The following is an 18,759-nucleotide window of genomic DNA, read 5'->3' as shown; positions in this document are numbered from 1 at the left end:
TCTCAGCCCTGCATCGCCGTAAGCTGACCGAGAGCGGATATTTTATCCGGACGGAAACCGCTCCAGTGATCTTCTTCCGCCATCACCACCGGCACCTGACGGTAGCCCAGAGATTTCAGGGTCTCGATCGCGGCCGGTTCCTGGTCGAGGTTAACCAGCTTGTAATCGATCCCCTGCTTATCCATCGCGTTTTTAGTTGCATTGCACTGGACACAGTTGTTCTTTGTGTAAATAATAATGCGCATGATTCGTATTTACCTTATAGGCTGGTTTTCGTCTCATCTGGCACGCATCTTGCTGGTGTCTGGTGCCGGTGAATAACCACATATTGTGTTTGTGTTGATGCATTAATACTAGATATAGCGTTGTGAGAATGCAACCACGCATTGTGCAAGCCTATGTGCGTTTTTCGGATAATCGCGGCTGGAAGCCTTGTCAGTCAGGGAATGCGGGGAAAAGGGCGGGGCAAAAAAATCCCTGCGGCGCAAACAGCAGGGATTTGGATGAAGATGATAAATTAGTTACGTGGCGTTGTAGTCGTTGCAATCAGGGCCCCAACCAAAATACCTACCGCTGCACCGATGCCCACGCCGTGCCAGGGTTTATCACGAACATAGGAGTCCACCTGCACACCGGCATCCTTTGCCACCTGAGTGACACGGTTTTTGCCGTTAAGCTTAGCGCGGGTCTCTTTCAGTAAAGCCTCTGCGCGTGAGCGGGCACCATCCACTTCATCTTTGGTTTTGCTACCGTAAGATTTCAGCAAATCGTCGAGAGTATCGGCCAGTTGAGACACGTCCTGATTAATATCAATGTCATCATTTTTTGTTTTCCGGTTAAACATATTTATCTCCCTTAGAAATGAAATGTACTATTAACTGTAGACCATCACGCAGATTTTTAGTGACCCGGACCCCGAACCCGCGCCTTTATGGATTATTCCGAAAGCGCTCAACCTTCACGCTGATGTAAAGTTGCAGGGTTGGCACGATTAGAGGAATCAGCATGTACTTACGCCCTGATGAGGTCGCTCGCGTACTGGAAGGTGCGGGATTTGAAATGGACGCGGTGACACCAAAAGCCTATGGTTATCGCCGCGGCGATAACTATGTTTATGTTAATCGTGAAGCGCGTATGGGTCGTACCGCACTGGTTATTCACCCTACGCTGAAAGAGAAAAGCCACGGCTATGCCCACCCGGCTTCAGAGATGAAGTCCTGTGATGAATATGTGCAGTTCCCAATGTATCTGGCGGGAGAGAATCAGGATCACTACGGCATCCCTCATGGATTCAGCTCCCGGGCTGCCCTGGAACGTTATATTGTGAATATGTTTGGTTAATCATTCCGTCCTGTGAGTTTTCGGCGCGCGCCAGCGCTGAAAACCCTGCCTCCCGGCCCATCCCCCACATTCAGTAACGTTGCTTTCAGAAGCCAGAATCGGTATAACGCTGACCCCATGTGGAAGTTTAGACGTCTATATGGATAAGTCCGTGATGCAGCAAAGTAACCCCGACACAACGCAACAATTTAAGCGCAGCATGAAAGCCCGCCACCTGGTGATGCTCTCCTTAGGCGGCGTAATTGGCACCGGCCTGTTCTTCAACACCGGCTATATCATCTCCACTACTGGCGCGGCAGGCACGCTTTTGGCCTATCTGATCGGTGCGCTGGTGGTTTATCTGGTGATGCTCAGCCTGGGGGAACTCTCTGTTGCGATGCCGGAAACCGGTGCTTTTCATGTTTATGCTGCACGCTATCTCGGCCCTGCGACAGGCTATACGGTGGCCTGGCTCTACTGGCTGACCTGGACAGTGGCGCTGGGATCCAGCCTGACAGCCGCCGGATTCTGTATGCAATACTGGTTCCCGGACTCGCCCGTCTGGCTATGGTGCTCACTGTTCTGCGGGCTAATCTTTCTGCTGAATGTGGTCTCCTCGCGCTTCTTCGCGGAGGGGGAGTTCTGGTTCTCTGTGATCAAAGTGATCACCATCCTGGCTTTTATTATTCTGGGCGGTGCAGCCATGTTCGGCTTTATCCCGCTGAAAGATGGCAGCAGCGCCCCGTTTTTCCACAATCTGACGGCTTCGGGCTGGTTGCCGCACGGTGGGCTGCCTATTCTGATGACCATGGTTGCCGTGAACTTCGCTTTCTCCGGCACTGAGCTGATTGGCATTGCCGCCGGTGAAACGGAAAACCCGCATAAGGTTCTGCCACTGGCGATCCGGACTACCGTAGCCCGCCTGATCATCTTCTTTATTGGCACCGTGCTGATCCTGGCGGCGCTGATCCCGATGGATCAGGCCGGGATCGTCAAAAGCCCGTTTGTACTGGTCTTTGAAAAGATCGGTATTCCCTATGCAGCCGACATTTTCAACTTTGTGATCCTGACGGCGATCCTTTCTGCGGCAAACTCCGGGCTTTATGCTTCTGGCCGCATGCTCTGGTCGCTCTCTAATCAGCAAACGTTGCCACGCTGTTTCGCAAGGCTGACCCCTCGCGGTATCCCGTTGATGGCCATTTCGGTCAGCATGCTGGGTGGTTTGCTGGCGCTTTTTTCCAGCGTGATCGCGCCGGATACCGTATTTGTGGCGCTTTCAGCCATCTCCGGTTTTGCGGTAGTGGCTGTCTGGCTGAGTATCTGCGCCTCACACTTTTTCTTCCGTCGTGCACATCTGCGTGCAGGTAAACCGCTTTCGGAACTCAAATATCGCGCTCCGTGGTTCCCTGTCACCCCGATTGTGGGCTTCCTGCTCTGTCTGCTGGCCTGTGTAGGGCTGGCCTTCGATCCTGAACAACGCATTGCGTTATACTGCGGCCTGCCCTTTGTAGCGCTGTGCTACGGGGCTTTCTATCTGACTCAGCTGCTGAAAAAGCGCGAAAAGGCTAAGGAGGCTTTGCGTGTTACCGAATAATATCCCTGTTGAAAAACGGGTTGCCGCAGGTCTGGTACTGGATGGCGCGATGGCTACCGAACTGGAAGCACGCGGCTGTGATCTGACCGATGCTTTATGGTCAGCGAAAGTGCTGATTGAAAACCCTGAGCTTATTTACCAGGTGCATTACGACTATTTCAACGCTGGCGCTCAGGTTGCCATTACCGCCAGCTATCAGGCTACCCCGCAGGGATTTGCAAAACGGGGGCTGGATGAACCAAAGTCGCTGGCACTGATTGCCAGAAGCGTGGAGCTGGCAAGTCGTGCCAGAGCCGATTATCAGGCAGCGAATCCGCAGGCAGTTAATCTGTTGATTGCAGGATCTGTCGGGCCCTACGGCGCGTATCTGGCGGATGGCTCGGAATACCGGGGTGATTACTCCCTGCCGCAACCAGCAATGATGGATTTCCATCGTCCCCGCATTCGGGCGCTGGTGGAGGCCGGGGCGGATATCCTGGCCTGTGAAACGCTGCCCTCCTTTGCTGAAATTCAGGCTCTGGTCGCTGTGCTGGCTGAATTCCCCGACACCCCCGCCTGGTTTTCCTTCACGCTGCGTGATAGTGAGCACCTCAGCGACGGTACGTCACTGAGCGAAGTCGTGGCCCTGCTGGATAACTGCCCTCAGGCCGTGGCGCTGGGCCTTAACTGTATCGCTCTGGATCAGGTCACTGCGGCTCTTCAGGCGCTCTCCGCCCTGACCAGCAAGCCGCTGGTGGTTTACCCAAACTCAGGCGAGCAGTACGACGCCACCAGCAAAACCTGGCACAGTGATGCCTCTGGCTGCACGCTAACCGACAATCTCTCCGCCTGGCAGGCTGCCGGAGCAAAACTGATTGGAGGCTGCTGCCGGACCACGCCTGCAGATATCTCAGCCATCGCAAAACGGCATTCAAGATAACCCCCTGAAAATTTCCCTTATTACGCCCGTATTCGCCGGGCGTTATTAATGAAAACCCGGCAGACTCCGCTTAGACTATTCTGAATATTTACTCTGGCAGGAACATTTATGACAAGGCTTTTACTGGCGCTGACTGCAGCGTGGTTACTGAGTGGCTGTGCCACAATCGTGGGTGACAAAGCCCAGGACGTCTCAATTCAGACCTGGCCTCAGGGCGTCAAATTTGTGGTGCAGGATGAAACAGGGCGGGCAGTGGCAGAAGGCGTGACGCCGCAAACGGTTTCTCTGCTGAAATCGGATGGCAGCTATTTCGGTAAGAAAAAGTACCGACTGATGCTGGAGCGGGCAGGCTACGTGCCGCAGACCATTCCGCTGGAAGAGAGGCCAAACCTCTGGTACATCCTGGGGAATATTCCACTGGGCGGCTTCCCTGGCTGGCTGCTTGTCGATCCTTTCAACGGTGGGATGTATAACATCGAGCCGGAAAGAGTGCATACCATCATGAATCCGGTAGGCGCGCGCGGGTAATATAGTCCCGGACGCTGCGATTCAGGGGCAGAAACAACAACGCCAGCGCTGTTTAAGGCGCTGGCGTTGAGAGAGCGCGTTCAACGCATCAGAAGTTGTAACCCACCACCAGGTAGTAACCCCAGCCGGTCGATTTCACTTCAAACGGACCGTTACCAAAGTTCAGCTCCTGGCCATCGGCCCACTGTCCGCCGTTGTGGAAATAACGCGCCACAACCGAGTAGTGCCAGTGATCATAGCCCAGAGAGAGGATATGGCTGGAGGCGATAGAGTTGCTGGTACGGGATGCATCAGACTTATCACGCAGGTCGGAACCCCAGTCAAAGTTAGTGAAACCAACATAGCCCAGATTACCGCCCCACAGGGTGGTAATAGGCACGAAGTATTTCACCTTGAAGCGGTAACCATCCCAGCTGTTTTCATTGGCTGCGCCGTAGTTTTCCCACTGGTATTTGGCATAAACGTTCAGCGAGAGTCCGATATCAGAATGCGTATCGATATCGGTGCCCAGACCCATATACCAGGTGTTCTGACGGTTATCACTGTTGTGACCCATATCGTAGATATAGTTGTTCGCGAAGTACCACTCTTTGAACGGACCAAAGCTCAAATCGGTATTGGTCAGCTTGTCGATGGAGAAGCGGGGTTCGATCTCCATAAACAGCGGGGAGCCGTGATCGAAAATACCGTTGGCGTTGGAGTTGCCCACGCCAAAGAAGTTGGTGGCATCCAGGTAGCCGTAGAAATCGAACCAGTCTTTTTTAGCAAAGGCTTCGTATTCGAGATAGACGTCATTATTGAACTGAGGTCCGAAACGGGTGTGGGTGCTGCCCACCACGTTAACGCTCTGGTGCCACCAGTCGGAAACGTATTCCGGTGCATCAGTAGCCGCCGTTGAAGAGACACTATAAGAGAGCGCCGCAAGTGCGCCAGCCATCAGAATTTTATATTTCATTATATTACCACATGCTTAATGACCATTTTCTGCAGCCACTGCGATGGTCTTGTTAAGTCGTCGACAGCCAGGAGAAGGGTGGCTGTATTCACAGCAAAAAACACCCGTATTGAATGCTGCGGCAGTGTGCCGCTATCCGGGCTTAAGGAAATAGAGATTGCTCACACTTGTCAAACTCTGTTTCATTTCACTTTAATTAAAGTGTGATGTGCATCACAAAATAATTCCAGTGCAGGGTTTTTGACCGGCAGGCAGGCTGCAATGGACATTATTGGGGGAGTAATCGTTTGCCTCGCGATTTAAAGCCTGATGGCATGACAGTCCCCTCCATCTGGCCATGATTATGTCTTCCGGTTGGGGGTGAGTGTGATAAGGGAAACTTATGATTCAGGCCCCCTGACAGGGGCCGATTTTATAAGCGTCCCGGTTAAAAGCGGGTTACATCAGGCGTCGATAGCCTCAGCATGCTTTAACAAATATTGCTCGGCCTCGGCTGACCATAATCCCTGATGGCGGTCCAGGATGGCGCGCAGTTCAGGATTTTCAATTTTTTTCAACGAAGTCAGCGGCAGATTTTTACCGGTGTAAACCAGTTTTTTACCGCCTACGATGGCCGGAAGATCAAGGGTGGCTTCACCTGCTGCGTTCAGCCCGAGAATATGCGTCACTACCTTTGCAGCCTGAACTTTTTTCTCCTCAATCAGCTTCACGGCGTTGAGCATATCCTCTGTATTGCCACCAGAAGTGCCAACATAGTGGGTGAAAGAGTAATGCACGTCATAGAAATTGATGGGCGCGCTGAACTGCCTGTTCTGGGGGCCGGCAAAGAAATTGACACAGCCATCCGGGGCAAGCAGCGAGGAAGCCTGGGTCACCAGCGCTTCATTCGGAACAAACACAAAAATATCGTCATAGCCTTCACCATCGCTCAATGCCATCAGATTTTCATCAGAGGCCTCCAGTTTGTTCAGGTAATGAATCTTCGTCTGAGGCCCGGAAGGATAGTGCAGACGCGCGTAATTGAGCTTTTCGTCATGGTTATCGGTGACAACCAGCAGGGCGGGATTGACGGGACCATGAAGGGCGTAATCTGTCGCCAGTAATCCCATTGGACCAGTCCCGCCAAGGATCAGGGTGCGTCCCTGTGGGCGGATCCCCATTTTGTGGTTATAGCTACCCTCCTGAAGATGGTAATTCGCATTAAAAGCGCCAATCACGCAGGAAAGCGGTTCAACCAGCGAGCCTTCAAAATAGGTCTCACCCTTATAAGCCAGCAGGCAATTCTGCTCCATCACCTCATTGGGAATGACAATATGCGTGGCTTCACCGCCGATCCAGGGGAAAGAGTAACCGGGGCAGTCAGGGCGATCCGGCAGTTGCAGATTGGCCTGAATCACATAGCGTTGCCCGGCCTGAAACTGATGCTGCCATTTTTTTCCAACGGCAAGAATATCTCCGCAGAATTCATGGCCGATGATCACCGGATGGGTGGCAACATCATCAGGCACCTTCTTGTGATCCTTACCCTGATTCGCCTCTTTCCAGGAGGAGAGGCACAGGCTGTCCGTGACCACCGTTGCCAGAATTTCATCTTCCTTCATCGGTGGAAGGTCAAAGGTTTCCAGGCGTAAATCACGTTTACCATACAGACGCAGAGCTGTTGTTTTCATAGTTAACCCCCTCATAATAGTGAGTAACCCCGGTCTGAACCGGGGCGGAAGATCAGGACAGGAAGCCTGATGCGTTACCGATAATCCCCAGACCAAACAGGCCAAAAATCAGCCAGACGGGATTAATCTTCTTATTCAGCAGACGTACCATCAGCAGGGTCAGGCCCAGCGCCAGCAAGCCAGGGCAGAGCTGATCGAGAATGTTTTGCACGGTCATGGTGACGGTGGTGCCCTCCGCCCCCGGAGTGTGTGAAATGACCAAGGGCACGTTGATACGGGTCCATTTGGTAACCAGCACGCCCATGACAAACAGCCCCAGGATGGAAGCGCCTTCGGTGAGTTTTTGCAGCACATTTCCACCCATATCGCTGACAATATTCACTCCTTTCTTAAACCCGTACTGCAGGCCATACCATTTCAGCGCCAGACGCGCGGCATTGAAGAGGATGAAGAAAAGCAGCGGGCCCAGTATATTTCCGGACAAGGCCAGAGAAGCCCCCAGCGCCGCAGTGACCGGTCGCAGGGTTCCCCAGACCAGCGGGTCGCCCACACCTGCCAGTGGCCCCATCAGACCGACCTTAATACTGTTGATCGCGCCATCGTCGATCTCTGCGCCGTTAGCCCGCGCCTCTTCCATCGCGGCAGTGACGCCCAGAACCGGGCCGCACACCGCAGGCGTGGTGTTGAAGAACACCAGATGACGCTTCAGTGCCGCAATCTGATCTTCCTTGCGTGGATACAAACGTTTGATCGCGGGGATCATGTCGTAACAAAAACCCAGCGCATGAATGCGTTCGTAATTAAACGAGGCCTGTTGCAGATTTGACCGGACAAACATACTGAACAGGTCGGATCGGGTAAGTTTCTTCTGTTCCATGAAAGGCTCCATTAATCATCAAGTTGATCGAGGGCAGAGGCGGAGTGAACCTGGGCACCGGGTTTACGCCATTGCGGATTCAGCTGGACATACACCAGGGCGATGATCATGCCCACGCAACCAAAAGCCAGCAGGCTGAAATTGAGGTAGCCGCCAACAAGGAAACCGAGGAAAAAGAAGGGCATCAGGTACTTCACGCCCATCATGCGCAGCACCATGGCATAGCCCACCACCACGATGAACCCTCCGGCAATTTGCAGGCCCTGGGTCACGAATACCGGAATGGCATTAAGCATATGGCTGACCATATCCGCGCTGACGAACAGGGAGACAACCAGAGCGGGTACAGCAACGCGCAATGCCTGAACGCCAAGAGCGGAAACATGCAGGATATCGATAGTGCGGAATCTCGCCTGTTCTGCGGCTTTGTCCGCTGCGTGCTGGAAGACTACGGTGAGGGTACGGGCAAGAACGGTCAGTACCTGACCTGCTGCGGCCACAGGAAGGGCAATGGCGATACCCGTGGCAATACTTTGCTGTCCTACTATGACCAGAATGGCGGAAATAATACTGGCGAGGGCGGAATCCGGAGATTGCGCCGCACCGACATTCATCCATCCCAGCGCAATAAGCTCCAGCGTTCCCCCGAGCATAATTCCGGTCTTCAGGTCACCGAGTATTAAACCAATCAGAGTACAGGCGATTAATGGCCGATGAGTCTGAAATTCATCCAGAACACTGCCCATGCCCGCGATACAGGAAAAGATAAATATGGCTATTATTTGTAGCGTACTGATTTCCATGAGTGTCACCTTTAGAGTATAAATATCCCTGCCGGTAAAGGCATTAAACTGCTGGTGAGGCTTTTTAATTAAAACGAGGTTTTTATTTTATCAATTATATTCACTGAAGGATCTGAAGCGACGACCCGCAAATCCAGTTTTACGCCAATTTCATCCAGAGCCTTAAAGGCCGTAATATCTTCATCAGCTAAAGAGACAGCTTTAGTTAACTGTTGTCTGCCTGGCCGCCATGCCATACCGCCTATGTTAACGGTGTCTATTTTTACACCGAGGTTAACCATTTTTAATACATCCTGCGGGTTAGTAAACAGATAAAATACATTTTCTCCCTGATATTGTGGGTTGTGATAAACCGCAACGGCTTTTTCAATATTCACCACATTGACTTTGATGCCCGGCGGGGCTGCCTGGCGTAATAAAGTGCGACGAACTTCATCATTAAATACTTCATCATTACAGATAATAATGCGCTGTGCGTTGGCGATTTTAGACCAGACTGTCGTGACCTGGCCGTGAATCAGCCTGTCATCTATTCGGGCGAGCGTAATGTTCATCAGAAATCCTCCTCAGCGATTTCCAGAGGTTGCCAGACCACACAGGTTTGAAGTGCGATCTTAGTGAGATGATTACAGAGCTCATCAATATTCATACTGTTCTGGTTATCCACTAACTCCAGCGCCAGGGGTAATGAAAGCCCACTGATGACTCTTAGACGTGCATTATGCATTGCCAGCGAGGCGGCGGCATTCCAGGGGCTTCCGCACTGTAAATCCACTGCAATTAACCACTCTGCTTCCCTGTTCAGGCTGATTAACTGTTCCAGCTTTGCCACAATATCGCTGGCGTTTTCACCGGGGACAAACTCCACTGCCTGTACGCTGGTGGTGCCATAAACCATCTGCACCGACTCCAGCATGGCACTGGCGAGTTTGCCGTGCGCGCAAAATAGTGCATTAACCATAGAGGCTCCTCAGCCGCGGGTTTTACCGCCTGCAATATTCGTGGTTACACCGGTTATGTAGCTGGCCCGTTCTGAAAGCAGAAAACTGACGTAATCAGCCACTTCTGTCAGGCGGCCCGCACGACCAATCGGGATTGAATTTTTGGTGTAACCTTCACGTAGCTGCTCAACGGTTATATTGCGTGTCCATGCCAGCGCCTCTTCATATTCCGGCGTGCGCAGCCCGGTTTTTTCCAGGATGCCAGGCGCCACGCCCACGACCCGGATGCCATGTTTGCCCAATTCTTTGGACCATGAGCGGGTAAAACTGTTGAGTGCGGCCTTGGTTGCGGCATAACAACTCTGACCTTCTGAGCCTTCCAGGCCGCTTTCCGAAGAGACATTAACAATCGTGCCGCTGCGCTGTTTTACCATCTGGCGTGCTACAGCTTGCGACATCATAAAGACGCCTTTCTGATTAATATTGACCATCTTCTCAAAAACGGCTTCATTTAATTCATACCGTCCCGAAGGGGACTTCTCATCAACCAGCAAACGGGGGAGGTTAACTCCAGCATTATTGACCAGACCATCAATACGGCCAAAGTGTTGAATAATCTCTTCAACAGTGTTTTTAACCTGACTGAAACTGGAAATATCCGTTGGCCAGAATCGGTAAAGACGGCCATCCCGATGTTCACTCTTGTCGCCGCTGATGTCTGCCATCTGGACATTCGCGCCTTGTTCAAGTAATTCCTCTACTATTGCCAGACCTATTCCTGAGGCGCCGCCGGTGACAATAATGATCTTGTCCTGTAAGTTTAACCATGTTTTCATTATCAACTCCTGATTTTGATACAAGGAGGTCTGAACAATGAATATTGCCCAATTCTCCTTTATGGATAAAAATAATGTGTTTAATTTCAGTATGTGTGTTTTGTTTTTATGGCTCCTGAATTCCCGGTTATCTCCTTATGAACTTTGGTTTAGTAGTAATTCAGCTATTTCCCGGTTACTGATCAGGCAATTGATATATTTCCCCTTCAATGCGCCCAGAATGCCGCTGTATTTATTTTCCCCCAGGGCGATTCCGACTGAATAACGGGCCCGTTTTAACTTGTGCATTTCAATGGAAAGTGTTTTTTCACTCATGCTGGTTTCCATCGCCTTGCCCTCAATATCGTAAAATCGTGAGCAGATATCTCCTGCGACCTTGCGGGCGTGCAAATCCTCACTGGCTTCATCGCCATAGAAGGCGTGCCAGTTTGCCCCATTGCTGATGGCGGGAGAGCCAATCCCCACCAATGCAATGTCCAGATTTTCCCAGTACCCGGAAATCGATTTGAAGTGGCCTGACTGCATAATACCGTTACGGATTAACGGGTTATCCAGCAGGGCGGGAAAGTCAGCAAGATAAGATTCAGCTTTCAGTTTTGCTGCCGCGGCATAAGCCAAAGTGTTCACGTGGTAACGACTTTCCAGCTTGCCTGAAGGTCCACCAATCACAGGGACACAGATAAGCTGGCGAGACTGGCTGAACTGTGGCAGGTTTTCGACCAGTGCATGAACCGCACGCCCCCATGAAAAACCAATAATGTCGCCAGGCTTGAGTAACCGCTCCAGCATCTGAGCACCCTGTAAACCCATAAGATTGAGCTGTACCTCTTCCGGAGCGTTTTTACCGCTGATCACCACGGCCTCTTTCAGATCGAACTTCTGCTTAAGCTGCTGCTCCAGCCACAGGTTATCGTTGTAATCGTAGTTGATGGCAATAGTGACGATGCCCTGCTCACGACTCCGCTTCAAAAGCCGACTGATGGTGGTACGATAAATCCCCAGTTCCCGCGCAATCTGTGCCTGGGTCATATCTTGCTCATAATAGAGTTGTGCGATTTTTACCATCAGCCGAAGGTCGTCGCTGTTATCTGTGGTCATCTTTTTCCTCTGAATCGTACCGGGCAATCTCATTGGCCGGAGAGAGCGTGATGGACCTGAACACTCACCCTCTGCACATTTGTGCAAACTCCATTGCTCCGTTCATGTGCTGATTTACGCCTATCCAGACCGATTTTCAAAGTAATAATCTGCTGAATCATCAGGCAGAATTCCGCGATTATCTTGCACAATTGTCCATAAGATGTGCGTGCTGTGGCACATTTGTGCATCCGGACGTAACACATTGATTAGTGAGTTATTAATAAGGAAAAGTTGCGGCTTTAAAGGCAGCGCACTTTTGTAGTGAAATGATAAGGGGATCACACAAGATTGAGGAGTGGGGCATCAGGCGAATGGCTGGAGGAATAAAAAAACAGAAGGTAACTGAAAAGTTGGGAAGTAAAAAAGCAGAGGCGTCACGGGAAAAATGTGCAGGTGAAAATAACTGAACGCCCGGAGCCAGCAGGACACAAAAAAGCCCACCAGTGTTCTGCAAGTGGGCTTCCAGCTTTCCTGAAGAGGACGGAGAACTGTCGTAATTCTAAAGATACTGAACTGATTTACGCTCCCCGAGGCGGGAAACCTTTCTGACAGGTTCCCTGTGTCGAAAATATCCTGTTAATGACTTATCCCGGTCCGGCATTTACTCATCGTCGCGCTCTTTAATGGCCCGCTGGCGATCATAATATTCATCTTCTGCTGAAATGATTTCATCCATCAGCGAGCCCATATCCACTTCATGGTTATCTTCTACAAACAGACCGGTCAGCGGCGTTTCTGGCGTTAATTTTCCATCTTCATATAACAGCCAGATCTCTTTTGCATAACGTGTCTGCAAGAGTTGCGGGGCAAACTGACCGTAGTAAGCCGTGATGTTATTAACGTCACGTTCAAACATGGAAGCGGCAAGATTATTGGCGGCAGCATCTACAGCCTGTGGCAGGTCGATAATCACCGGTCCCTGCGCATCAAGCAGCACGTTAAACTCTGACAAATCACCATGGACAATGCCGGCACATAACATGCGTACGATATTGCGGATCATCGTATGGAAATCAGCAACGGCACTTTCTTCGGATAAGATCACATCACCAAGGCGTGGAGCAACCGCGCCATCAGCGTCCGTGACCAGCTCCATCAGCAACACACCATCAACACAGATGTAAGGCTGGGGCACGCGGACTCCGGCATCAGCCAGACGGAACAACGCGTTGACTTCCGCCATTTGCCAGGACTCTTCCTGTTGCTTGCGTCCAAATTTCGAGCCTTTTTGCATCGCACGGGTGTTGCGGGAATTACGGTTTTTACGTCCTTCCTGATACTGCACCGCCTGCTTGAAGCTGCGCTGCGTAGCTTCTTTGTACACCTTGGCACACTGGATCTTGTCGCCACATAAAACGGTGTACACATCTGCTTCTTTACCGCTTTTGAGTCGCTGAAGCACTTCATCTATCAGGCCATCGTCGACCAGAGGCTGGATTCTGTTTGGGATTTTCATGCGGCTTTTATACCTTATTTCAGCCGCTTTTCGTATCAATACCAGAGAGGACGATAGTGAAAAAATTGGCAGAGTTTGAACAATGGAAGCAATCTTACCGAAAAATTGCGGGGATTTTCGAGAAATTACAGGCATAAAAAACCCCGCCAGGTTTTCACCCTGTGCGCCAGAAAGGCCTGACTGTATGGGGGTGAGGGGAATAGCGGTGGCAAAGTCCGTGTTGATTTTTTAATTTATTGTTTATAGGGACTTTTTTAGAGCGAAACTTGTTTTTATCCCTGAGTTTGTATCAATACCCTGGCGTCTTGCAGCTTTGCCGCCTGTTCTGGCGATATGAAATAAGTCTGTAGATTGCCTTAACGACTATCATTTGCTCTGGCTGGTGGAGGGTTAGCGGAGATATCGATGTATTTTCTTAATCCCACTGGACGGCTTACACCGCGAGGATCGGAGAAGGGTAGCCGTAACGATGGGGTTGGCAAGACTCTCACGGTCCAGGTTGTATCGCCGATAAAGCTGAAGCTTGCTAAATGGGGCAGGACCTTTAAATCTTCAAAGCAGCCTGAATTGTAAGCACTTCCGATAACCAATTTATCTACTATGCCTCGAGAAAGATCGAGTAGCAGGATCGTCAGCATCTCTTCATAAATAATGTCATCAGTAACAAACATCAGAAAGCGGCGCTCATCGACTCTTAGCGCGGCTTCAAGCAACACTCCGTCAATCACGAAGCCTGTTGGATTTCCTTCAAAAAAGATGGCTGCCTGAGCCGGGGCGTTACCTACCTGGGCCTTAACCGGTGAGAGCGATAGTTCAAGCGTTTTATCCATCAACTGTTACACCTGTTCAGTTTTTTCTATGCCTTTAAGTATGCGCAGGAGCAATTTGTACATCTGCTATCGTTTAAGTAATTAGGCAGTTATAAACAATAGACGGAAATTTTAGCACGGCAAAGTTCACTGATTGTATGGTTGACCTGCTCCCTAATGATTAGTACACCGTGATGTTAGTAATGTCTTCATTATCAAAGTGAGGGAATCCCATGAAGAAGTGTTTCTCTGACGATCAAATCATCAGTATTATCCGCGAAGCCTAAACGAGTATTTTCGCTCGCGAACTTTGCCGTAAAAATGCGATCTCTGATGTTACCCTTCGGGGCATTAAGTGGTCGCAGTGAGCAGCGGATCCAACCACGTAAATCAACATTATGGAAGGTAACAAGATATGGATAAGGGTATCGATATCCTGCTGTATGTGGCTCTAAGCGAGGAGTTTGATGTTGTCATAGAGATGCTAGGGCCTGATTTTAAATCACAAGAGCAGATAGATGTTGCTCTGACAGGTTTCTTTGGCAAAATCGCCTCGCCTACTCTTAACAGAAACTTCGAAGTGGCAGTGTTCGCAGCTGGGAAGATGGGCAACACCCGATCCGCTAGTCTTACTTCAGCACTTATCGAGAAGCTGAATCCTGCCAATATCGTGGTGCTGGGCATAGCAGGATCACTGGTAAACGACATGGAGCCCGGCGATGTATTTATTCCGGACACTGTGAATGAGTACATGGCAAATTCTGCAACCCTTGGGGAGGGTAAGAACTGGAGCTTTACCACTTCAGGTAACCAATTTCAAAGCTCGTTGAGGCTACTCAATAGGTTTCAATTCTTCGCACACACTAACAGAGACTATTACAAGCGGTGGCAGCAAGACACGCAAAATTTCAGGGCTGAGCTCATCTCAGAAGAGATAAAGCTCGCCCTTGCTAGTAAAGACCTGATCCTGCGCGGTAGCTGCAAGCTATTTGCCGGTGATGATCGCAAGTTGGCCAGCGGCCCAGTAGTAGGTAAGGGCACAGGGTTTGTGGATTGGATCATCCGCGAACATGATCGTAAGGTTGCGGCGCTAGAAATGGAGTCGGCAGGAGTGCATGATGCTGCGACTGTTCGTACTCCAGCCCCGCGGGCCGTGGCCATTCGCGGCATTTCTGACTACGCGGACACAAGAAAAGAAAAAATTGAGGACGCCGCGAAAGGTAAGTTTCGAGATTTGTCCGCAAGGAACGCTGTTTCGTTTTTTATTCACACGGTTCGAGCTGGATTGTTCGGATCAGAGGCAGAATTGGTGCAAGTCGCGCCTTCTTCAGAGTCGGATGTTCCGCTTGATTCTCGGGTGAAATCTGTATTCGTCATAGGTGGTCACACCGGTGAGACCGCTGATGCTGATGCTGAACTTCCACGTTTGCACAAGGTGTCGTTGACCCTTGGCCATGTTCTCGCGAAAGCAGGAGTGCAGCTACTTATATGTAGCCCGTTTCCTGATTCGGTCGACTACTACGCAGCAATGGGCTATGCGGACGCTAAGTGTGGTGGTGTAATCCAGTTCCATAGTCCCACCCATTCAACGGTTGAGGAAAAGCGATGCCTTCTACGCAAAACACTCGGACGGCCTGGGCTCGTAATCCAGGATTGGAACTACCCTGGCCCAGAGGGCAATGAGGAAGATGTATGGTTCCAGTCTTGGTTTTTGGCCCAGATTCAGGCACTGGAGAAGGCTGACGTGGTTGTTGCTCTTGGAGGGAAGGTTTCGCAAACGGCTAGTACACTTTTGCATCTTGCTGAGGCCAAAGGTCTTCCAATCATTCCGTTCGCATTTCTTGGTGGAGTGGCGCAGCGCTCATACGAGCGCCGGGATTGGTCGCGACTTAATCCGGGATTTGACTCAAGCATTTTGTGCGACATTGATGGCGTTGAACATACGATTGAGATCGCTAATAGGCTTATGTTAGATCGAATGCAGTCGAGTCCCTGCCCAGAGAGACCGAAAGTGGTCTTCGTAAGTTTTGCTCATCAGGACTCAGCAATGGCGAATGCACTGCGTGCTGCCCTATTAAAAGAGGGTATTGAGGTCTTGGTTGGTGACGAGGAAATCAGGCCAGATCAGATGATCACAGCAACCATCGAGCAAGCGGTTCTCCGCAGCGATGTTTGTGCTATTCTTTGGAGCCGCCAGTATGCCCAGAGTCCGTGGTGCTATGACGAAATGAGTCTAGCAATAAACCAGCAGGAATATGGCAAGATCAAGGTATGGCTTTTTAATCTAGACGATTCTCCGATTGTCCCGGCTCAGGCGCGCAAGCTGCCTGCTATCTCTGTTAGGAGCGGTCATGCGATGCACCATTGTGTGGGTGAGCTTTTGGGCAAGTCGTAGGTGGGCTGGCAGATGGCGAGCTGATATTTTTCGCCACATCCACCATCGGTACCACCGCCAGCAATCGCGCAGGCTTCCAAGTGGAGGCCACCCTTGGTTTCGATTGCACGCATCAGCTTTATCAGTATCTCTTAACCAGGTTCGAGAGAAATCTCTATTTCCTAGTTACATTGGTGAACGTTGTTCACGGCGGGAAGTTTAGCGCCCCCCGGCAAGTCGGCCTATATTTCGTGGGAATATGTAGCTGTTAAGCTAAGGTGGTTGTTTTATGGAGGATAATGGTGCTATGACGGTTTCTGTCATTCCGCAGTACAAACCTTTAATCGCGGAATTTAAAGACATTGATAATCTTTCCTCTTCGGACTTTGAAATTTTCGTTCGCGATTTGTTTGTTGCATCGGGATGGACCGATGCCGAAATTACCCAAACAGGCAAAGAATTCAAACACGGTGATGGCGGGGTCGATATTTTCGCCTGGAAAGGGAGGCGAAAGTTTGCCATTGAGGTGAAACAGCGCCAACTGGGTACGACAGTAGATGTGAAGGCTCTTAATCAACTAGTTACCGGCGCCACGCTGGCAAATGTTACCTATAAAATTTTAGTTACCAACTCCTGGTTTACCTCTGAAGTGAAGGCGCGGGCGTTACGACTCGGCGTTGAGTTGATAGACAGGGATGAGTTGCAAAATCTGTGGGTCATTAAGCATTCCGAGATTGGCCGTGACATTAAGCCACGAACTTACCAGCAGGATGTGATTAACGAAGCCCTTGCACTTCATGCGGCAGGAAAGTCAAAACTGCTGATTGAAATGGCGACGGGATTAGGCAAAACCTATACCGTTGCCCACTTAATTAAGCGCTTAATCCAACAAAATAGCCGCAGGCCAAGAGTGCTATTTCTGGCACATCAGGTCGAGATTTTACTGCAATCTGTTACCGCATTTAAAAACGTTTTGGGCATTGGTAACTACAGTTTTTCTGCCTGTTTCGGCGGCACACATCCCGAAGAGACAGATTTCGTCTTTGCGTCATTTGATACGCTCTATAGCAAACTCGATGCGTTATCTGCAGGGGCATTTGATTACGTCATTGTCGATGAAGCCCACCATACGCTGGCAAAAACCTATTCTGCGGTGGTGTCGCTTTTCCAGCCGCAACTCCTGATTGGCCTAACCGCGACCCCGTACCGGACGGATAATCGCGATGTAGTGAGTTTCTTTGGTGGCGCCGATGGGCATATCGGTAAATTCGATCTGGTTTGGGCACTCAAAAATAAAAAACTGGCATTCCCCAAATATCTTGTCCTGCTTGACGATCTGGATCAGGATAAGATCGACCAGCTTGAGAGCGGTCTTTCTCTATCCGATATCGATAAACTGCTTTTTTTGCATAAAAAAGATCATGAGATTGTCCGCCTCATCGACAAAACAGTGACTGAGCAGGGGATAGAGGACGTAAAAGGGATCATCTTTTGCCGGAATATCCAGCATATGAATCATCTTATTGCGTTCTTTGAGCCCGGCACGGCTACCCTTGTACACTCAAAAATGTATGACCAGGAACGGCGAGAAAATATTCGATTGTTCAGGGAAGGGGATTATAAATACATTTTGGTTTGCGACCTTTTCAATGAAGGTATTGATATTCCCGAAACCAACCTATTGATCTTTATGCGTTATACCGGGTCACGTACAATCTGGTTACAGCAGTTAGGACGTGGGTTGCGCAAAACGCCAAATAAAGAGTTTGTTCATGTCTTAGATTTTGTTGGATCCCTTGAGCGGTTGAATGAGATTAAGGGCCTAGCAAAAGAGATTGAACAGCAGCCAAGGTATCACGACAGCACTATTGATGATCCGGAGGAGATGGACGCGCCCGGGGTTTACCATGATACTTCACTGGAGGTGCAATTCAGCGCAGAGGCGGCGAAAGTACTGGCTCTGCTGGAAGACATGAAAATGCAGCTTAATAGCCGCGATGTACTGCTGGATAAGTTGCGCCGATATCGCGAAAAAAATGACGAGTTGCCCTCCATTGCAGAACTGGAACAAGAGTTAGATGACGTTAGCTTTGATCAAATTGCCACCCATTTCGGCTCATATTTGAGCTACCTGACAGCCGCATTCAATGAAGACGTGGATATTCCTTCCATGCGCACGAGACTGATTGAATTTCTCGATACCTTTATCGGGGAGAACAATATGGCACCAAGTTTTTACACGATTTCATTGAATTTCGGCGTGAACCCGTTGTACGAATTCAGCGAAAAAGAGACTCAACAGCTTCTGCCAGATTACGACAACCTTGTCAGTGCCCGAATTAAAGTGACAGCCCCGCAGGACGTGAGTGATATGCCGGTGAAGGAAGTGGAAGTTTGCCCGTGGATCGAAACGTACCGGGGACAGCCTTTGAACCTTGTCAGCTTTAAGCAATTACCGTCGGATGTGCAGGAACAGATTAAGAACAAATATCAATCGGCATTCGTGTTTCTCAAAAAGCTAAAAGACGCGCTTTAAT

General features: G+C 50.2%; 18 protein-coding genes. 6 read left to right on the top strand and 12 right to left on the bottom strand.

Going from position 1 to position 18,759, the window contains the following annotated elements:
• Nucleotides 1–2 precede the first annotated feature (2 nt).
• Together nrdH and VRC33_RS17375 are read right to left on the bottom strand one after the other, a co-directional pair.
• Entirely contained in the window at nucleotides 3–245 is a 243-nt protein-coding gene (gene nrdH / locus VRC33_RS17380) for a glutaredoxin-like protein NrdH (protein ID WP_338557608.1), read from the bottom strand.
• Between the two features lie 272 nt (nucleotides 246–517).
• Entirely contained in the window at nucleotides 518–844 is a 327-nt protein-coding gene (locus VRC33_RS17375; RefSeq protein WP_338557607.1) for a DUF883 family protein, read from the bottom strand.
• 161 nt (nucleotides 845–1,005) lie between these two features.
• Here VRC33_RS17375 and VRC33_RS17370 point away from each other — a divergent pair, with 161 nt between their 5' ends.
• The 4 genes from VRC33_RS17370 to VRC33_RS17355 all read left to right on the top strand — a co-directional run bounded on the left by VRC33_RS17370 (nucleotide 1,006) and on the right by VRC33_RS17355 (nucleotide 4,361).
• Nucleotides 1,006–1,341: a DUF2002 family protein gene (locus VRC33_RS17370; RefSeq protein ID WP_338557606.1), complete on the top strand. Its 336-nt coding sequence runs from the start codon at nucleotides 1,006–1,008 to the stop codon at nucleotides 1,339–1,341.
• Between the two features lie 154 nt (nucleotides 1,342–1,495).
• A complete protein-coding gene (mmuP, locus tag VRC33_RS17365; protein WP_338564330.1) occupies nucleotides 1,496–2,914 on the top strand; it encodes an S-methylmethionine permease in 1,419 nt (472 codons plus the stop codon).
• A 49-nt stretch (nucleotides 2,915–2,963) separates the two neighbouring features.
• Nucleotides 2,964–3,833 carry a homocysteine S-methyltransferase gene (mmuM, locus tag VRC33_RS17360; RefSeq protein WP_338564329.1) on the top strand — a complete coding sequence of 290 codons (870 nt, stop codon included), beginning with the start codon at nucleotides 2,964–2,966 and terminating at the stop codon, nucleotides 3,831–3,833.
• A gap of 108 nt (nucleotides 3,834–3,941) precedes the next feature.
• Nucleotides 3,942–4,361 (top strand): hypothetical protein, encoded by a 420-nt coding sequence (locus tag VRC33_RS17355; protein WP_338557605.1) that lies wholly within the window; start codon nucleotides 3,942–3,944, stop codon nucleotides 4,359–4,361.
• 88 nt (nucleotides 4,362–4,449) lie between these two features.
• Here VRC33_RS17355 and VRC33_RS17350 read toward each other — a convergent pair whose 3' ends face one another.
• From VRC33_RS17350 to VRC33_RS17305, 10 genes are all read right to left on the bottom strand, one after another.
• A complete protein-coding gene (locus VRC33_RS17350; protein WP_338557604.1) occupies nucleotides 4,450–5,316 on the bottom strand; it encodes a nucleoside-specific channel-forming protein Tsx in 867 nt (288 codons plus the stop codon).
• 443 nt (nucleotides 5,317–5,759) lie between these two features.
• Entirely contained in the window at nucleotides 5,760–6,986 is a 1,227-nt protein-coding gene (sorE, locus tag VRC33_RS17345) for an L-sorbose 1-phosphate reductase (protein WP_338557602.1), read from the bottom strand.
• Nucleotides 6,987–7,038: 52 nt separating this feature from the next.
• Complete coding sequence (locus VRC33_RS17340) at nucleotides 7,039–7,863, bottom strand: PTS system mannose/fructose/sorbose family transporter subunit IID (RefSeq protein ID WP_338557598.1); 825 nt, start codon at nucleotides 7,861–7,863, stop codon at nucleotides 7,039–7,041.
• A gap of 11 nt (nucleotides 7,864–7,874) precedes the next feature.
• Entirely contained in the window at nucleotides 7,875–8,666 is a 792-nt protein-coding gene (locus VRC33_RS17335; protein WP_338557596.1) for a PTS mannose/fructose/sorbose transporter subunit IIC, read from the bottom strand.
• Between the two features lie 68 nt (nucleotides 8,667–8,734).
• Complete coding sequence (locus VRC33_RS17330) at nucleotides 8,735–9,220, bottom strand: mannose/fructose/sorbose PTS transporter subunit IIB (RefSeq protein ID WP_338557595.1); 486 nt, start codon at nucleotides 9,218–9,220, stop codon at nucleotides 8,735–8,737.
• A complete protein-coding gene (locus VRC33_RS17325) occupies nucleotides 9,220–9,627 on the bottom strand; it encodes a mannose/fructose/sorbose PTS transporter subunit IIA (protein ID WP_338557592.1) in 408 nt (135 codons plus the stop codon). The genes VRC33_RS17330 and VRC33_RS17325 overlap by 1 nt, the downstream gene beginning before the upstream one ends.
• Nucleotides 9,628–9,636: 9 nt before the next feature.
• A complete protein-coding gene (locus VRC33_RS17320; protein ID WP_338557589.1) occupies nucleotides 9,637–10,443 on the bottom strand; it encodes an SDR family oxidoreductase in 807 nt (268 codons plus the stop codon).
• Between the two features lie 135 nt (nucleotides 10,444–10,578).
• Nucleotides 10,579–11,541: a sugar-binding transcriptional regulator gene (locus tag VRC33_RS17315; RefSeq protein WP_338557586.1), complete on the bottom strand. Its 963-nt coding sequence runs from the start codon at nucleotides 11,539–11,541 to the stop codon at nucleotides 10,579–10,581.
• A 643-nt stretch (nucleotides 11,542–12,184) separates the two neighbouring features.
• Nucleotides 12,185–13,039: a PA4780 family RIO1-like protein kinase gene (locus tag VRC33_RS17310; RefSeq protein ID WP_338557585.1), complete on the bottom strand. Its 855-nt coding sequence runs from the start codon at nucleotides 13,037–13,039 to the stop codon at nucleotides 12,185–12,187.
• A gap of 356 nt (nucleotides 13,040–13,395) precedes the next feature.
• On the bottom strand, nucleotides 13,396–13,869 hold the full coding sequence (locus tag VRC33_RS17305; protein ID WP_338557583.1) for a hypothetical protein: 474 nt from the start codon (nucleotides 13,867–13,869) through the stop codon (nucleotides 13,396–13,398).
• A 394-nt stretch (nucleotides 13,870–14,263) separates the two neighbouring features.
• Between VRC33_RS17305 and VRC33_RS17300 the strand changes: the two genes are divergently transcribed.
• Both VRC33_RS17300 and VRC33_RS17295 read left to right on the top strand, forming a co-directional pair.
• Complete coding sequence (locus VRC33_RS17300) at nucleotides 14,264–16,243, top strand: TIR domain-containing protein (protein ID WP_338557581.1); 1,980 nt, start codon at nucleotides 14,264–14,266, stop codon at nucleotides 16,241–16,243.
• Between the two features lie 286 nt (nucleotides 16,244–16,529).
• On the top strand, nucleotides 16,530–18,758 hold the full coding sequence (locus VRC33_RS17295; protein WP_338564327.1) for a DEAD/DEAH box helicase family protein: 2,229 nt from the start codon (nucleotides 16,530–16,532) through the stop codon (nucleotides 18,756–18,758).
• Nucleotide 18,759 lies beyond the last annotated feature (1 nt).

Origin of the sequence: Erwinia sp. E_sp_B01_1, assembly GCF_036865545.1 — a bacterium.
GTDB lineage: Bacteria > Pseudomonadota > Gammaproteobacteria > Enterobacterales > Enterobacteriaceae > Erwinia.
This window is presented reverse-complemented; position numbering and strand designations above follow the sequence as displayed.

Coding starts and splice junctions, on each gene's coding strand:
- mmuM (WP_338564329.1), top strand. CDS start 2,964: ATGGCTACCGAACTGGAAGCACGCGGCTGTGATCTGACCGATGCTTTA.
- VRC33_RS17300 (WP_338557581.1), top strand. CDS start 14,264: ATGGATAAGGGTATCGATATCCTGCTGTATGTGGCTCTAAGCGAGGAG.
- VRC33_RS17295 (WP_338564327.1), top strand. CDS start 16,530: ATGACGGTTTCTGTCATTCCGCAGTACAAACCTTTAATCGCGGAATTT.
- sorE (WP_338557602.1), bottom strand. CDS start 6,986: ATGAAAACAACAGCTCTGCGTCTGTATGGTAAACGTGATTTACGCCTG.
- VRC33_RS17355 (WP_338557605.1), top strand. CDS start 3,942: ATGACAAGGCTTTTACTGGCGCTGACTGCAGCGTGGTTACTGAGTGGC.
- mmuP (WP_338564330.1), top strand. CDS start 1,496: ATGCAGCAAAGTAACCCCGACACAACGCAACAATTTAAGCGCAGCATG.
- VRC33_RS17375 (WP_338557607.1), bottom strand. CDS start 844: ATGTTTAACCGGAAAACAAAAAATGATGACATTGATATTAATCAGGAC.
- VRC33_RS17325 (WP_338557592.1), bottom strand. CDS start 9,627: ATGGTTAATGCACTATTTTGCGCGCACGGCAAACTCGCCAGTGCCATG.
- VRC33_RS17340 (WP_338557598.1), bottom strand. CDS start 7,863: ATGGAACAGAAGAAACTTACCCGATCCGACCTGTTCAGTATGTTTGTC.
- VRC33_RS17310 (WP_338557585.1), bottom strand. CDS start 13,039: ATGAAAATCCCAAACAGAATCCAGCCTCTGGTCGACGATGGCCTGATA.
- VRC33_RS17305 (WP_338557583.1), bottom strand. CDS start 13,869: ATGGATAAAACGCTTGAACTATCGCTCTCACCGGTTAAGGCCCAGGTA.
- VRC33_RS17370 (WP_338557606.1), top strand. CDS start 1,006: ATGTACTTACGCCCTGATGAGGTCGCTCGCGTACTGGAAGGTGCGGGA.
- VRC33_RS17350 (WP_338557604.1), bottom strand. CDS start 5,316: ATGAAATATAAAATTCTGATGGCTGGCGCACTTGCGGCGCTCTCTTAT.
- VRC33_RS17335 (WP_338557596.1), bottom strand. CDS start 8,666: ATGGAAATCAGTACGCTACAAATAATAGCCATATTTATCTTTTCCTGT.
- VRC33_RS17315 (WP_338557586.1), bottom strand. CDS start 11,541: ATGACCACAGATAACAGCGACGACCTTCGGCTGATGGTAAAAATCGCA.
- nrdH (WP_338557608.1), bottom strand. CDS start 245: ATGCGCATTATTATTTACACAAAGAACAACTGTGTCCAGTGCAATGCA.
- VRC33_RS17320 (WP_338557589.1), bottom strand. CDS start 10,443: ATGAAAACATGGTTAAACTTACAGGACAAGATCATTATTGTCACCGGC.
- VRC33_RS17330 (WP_338557595.1), bottom strand. CDS start 9,220: ATGAACATTACGCTCGCCCGAATAGATGACAGGCTGATTCACGGCCAG.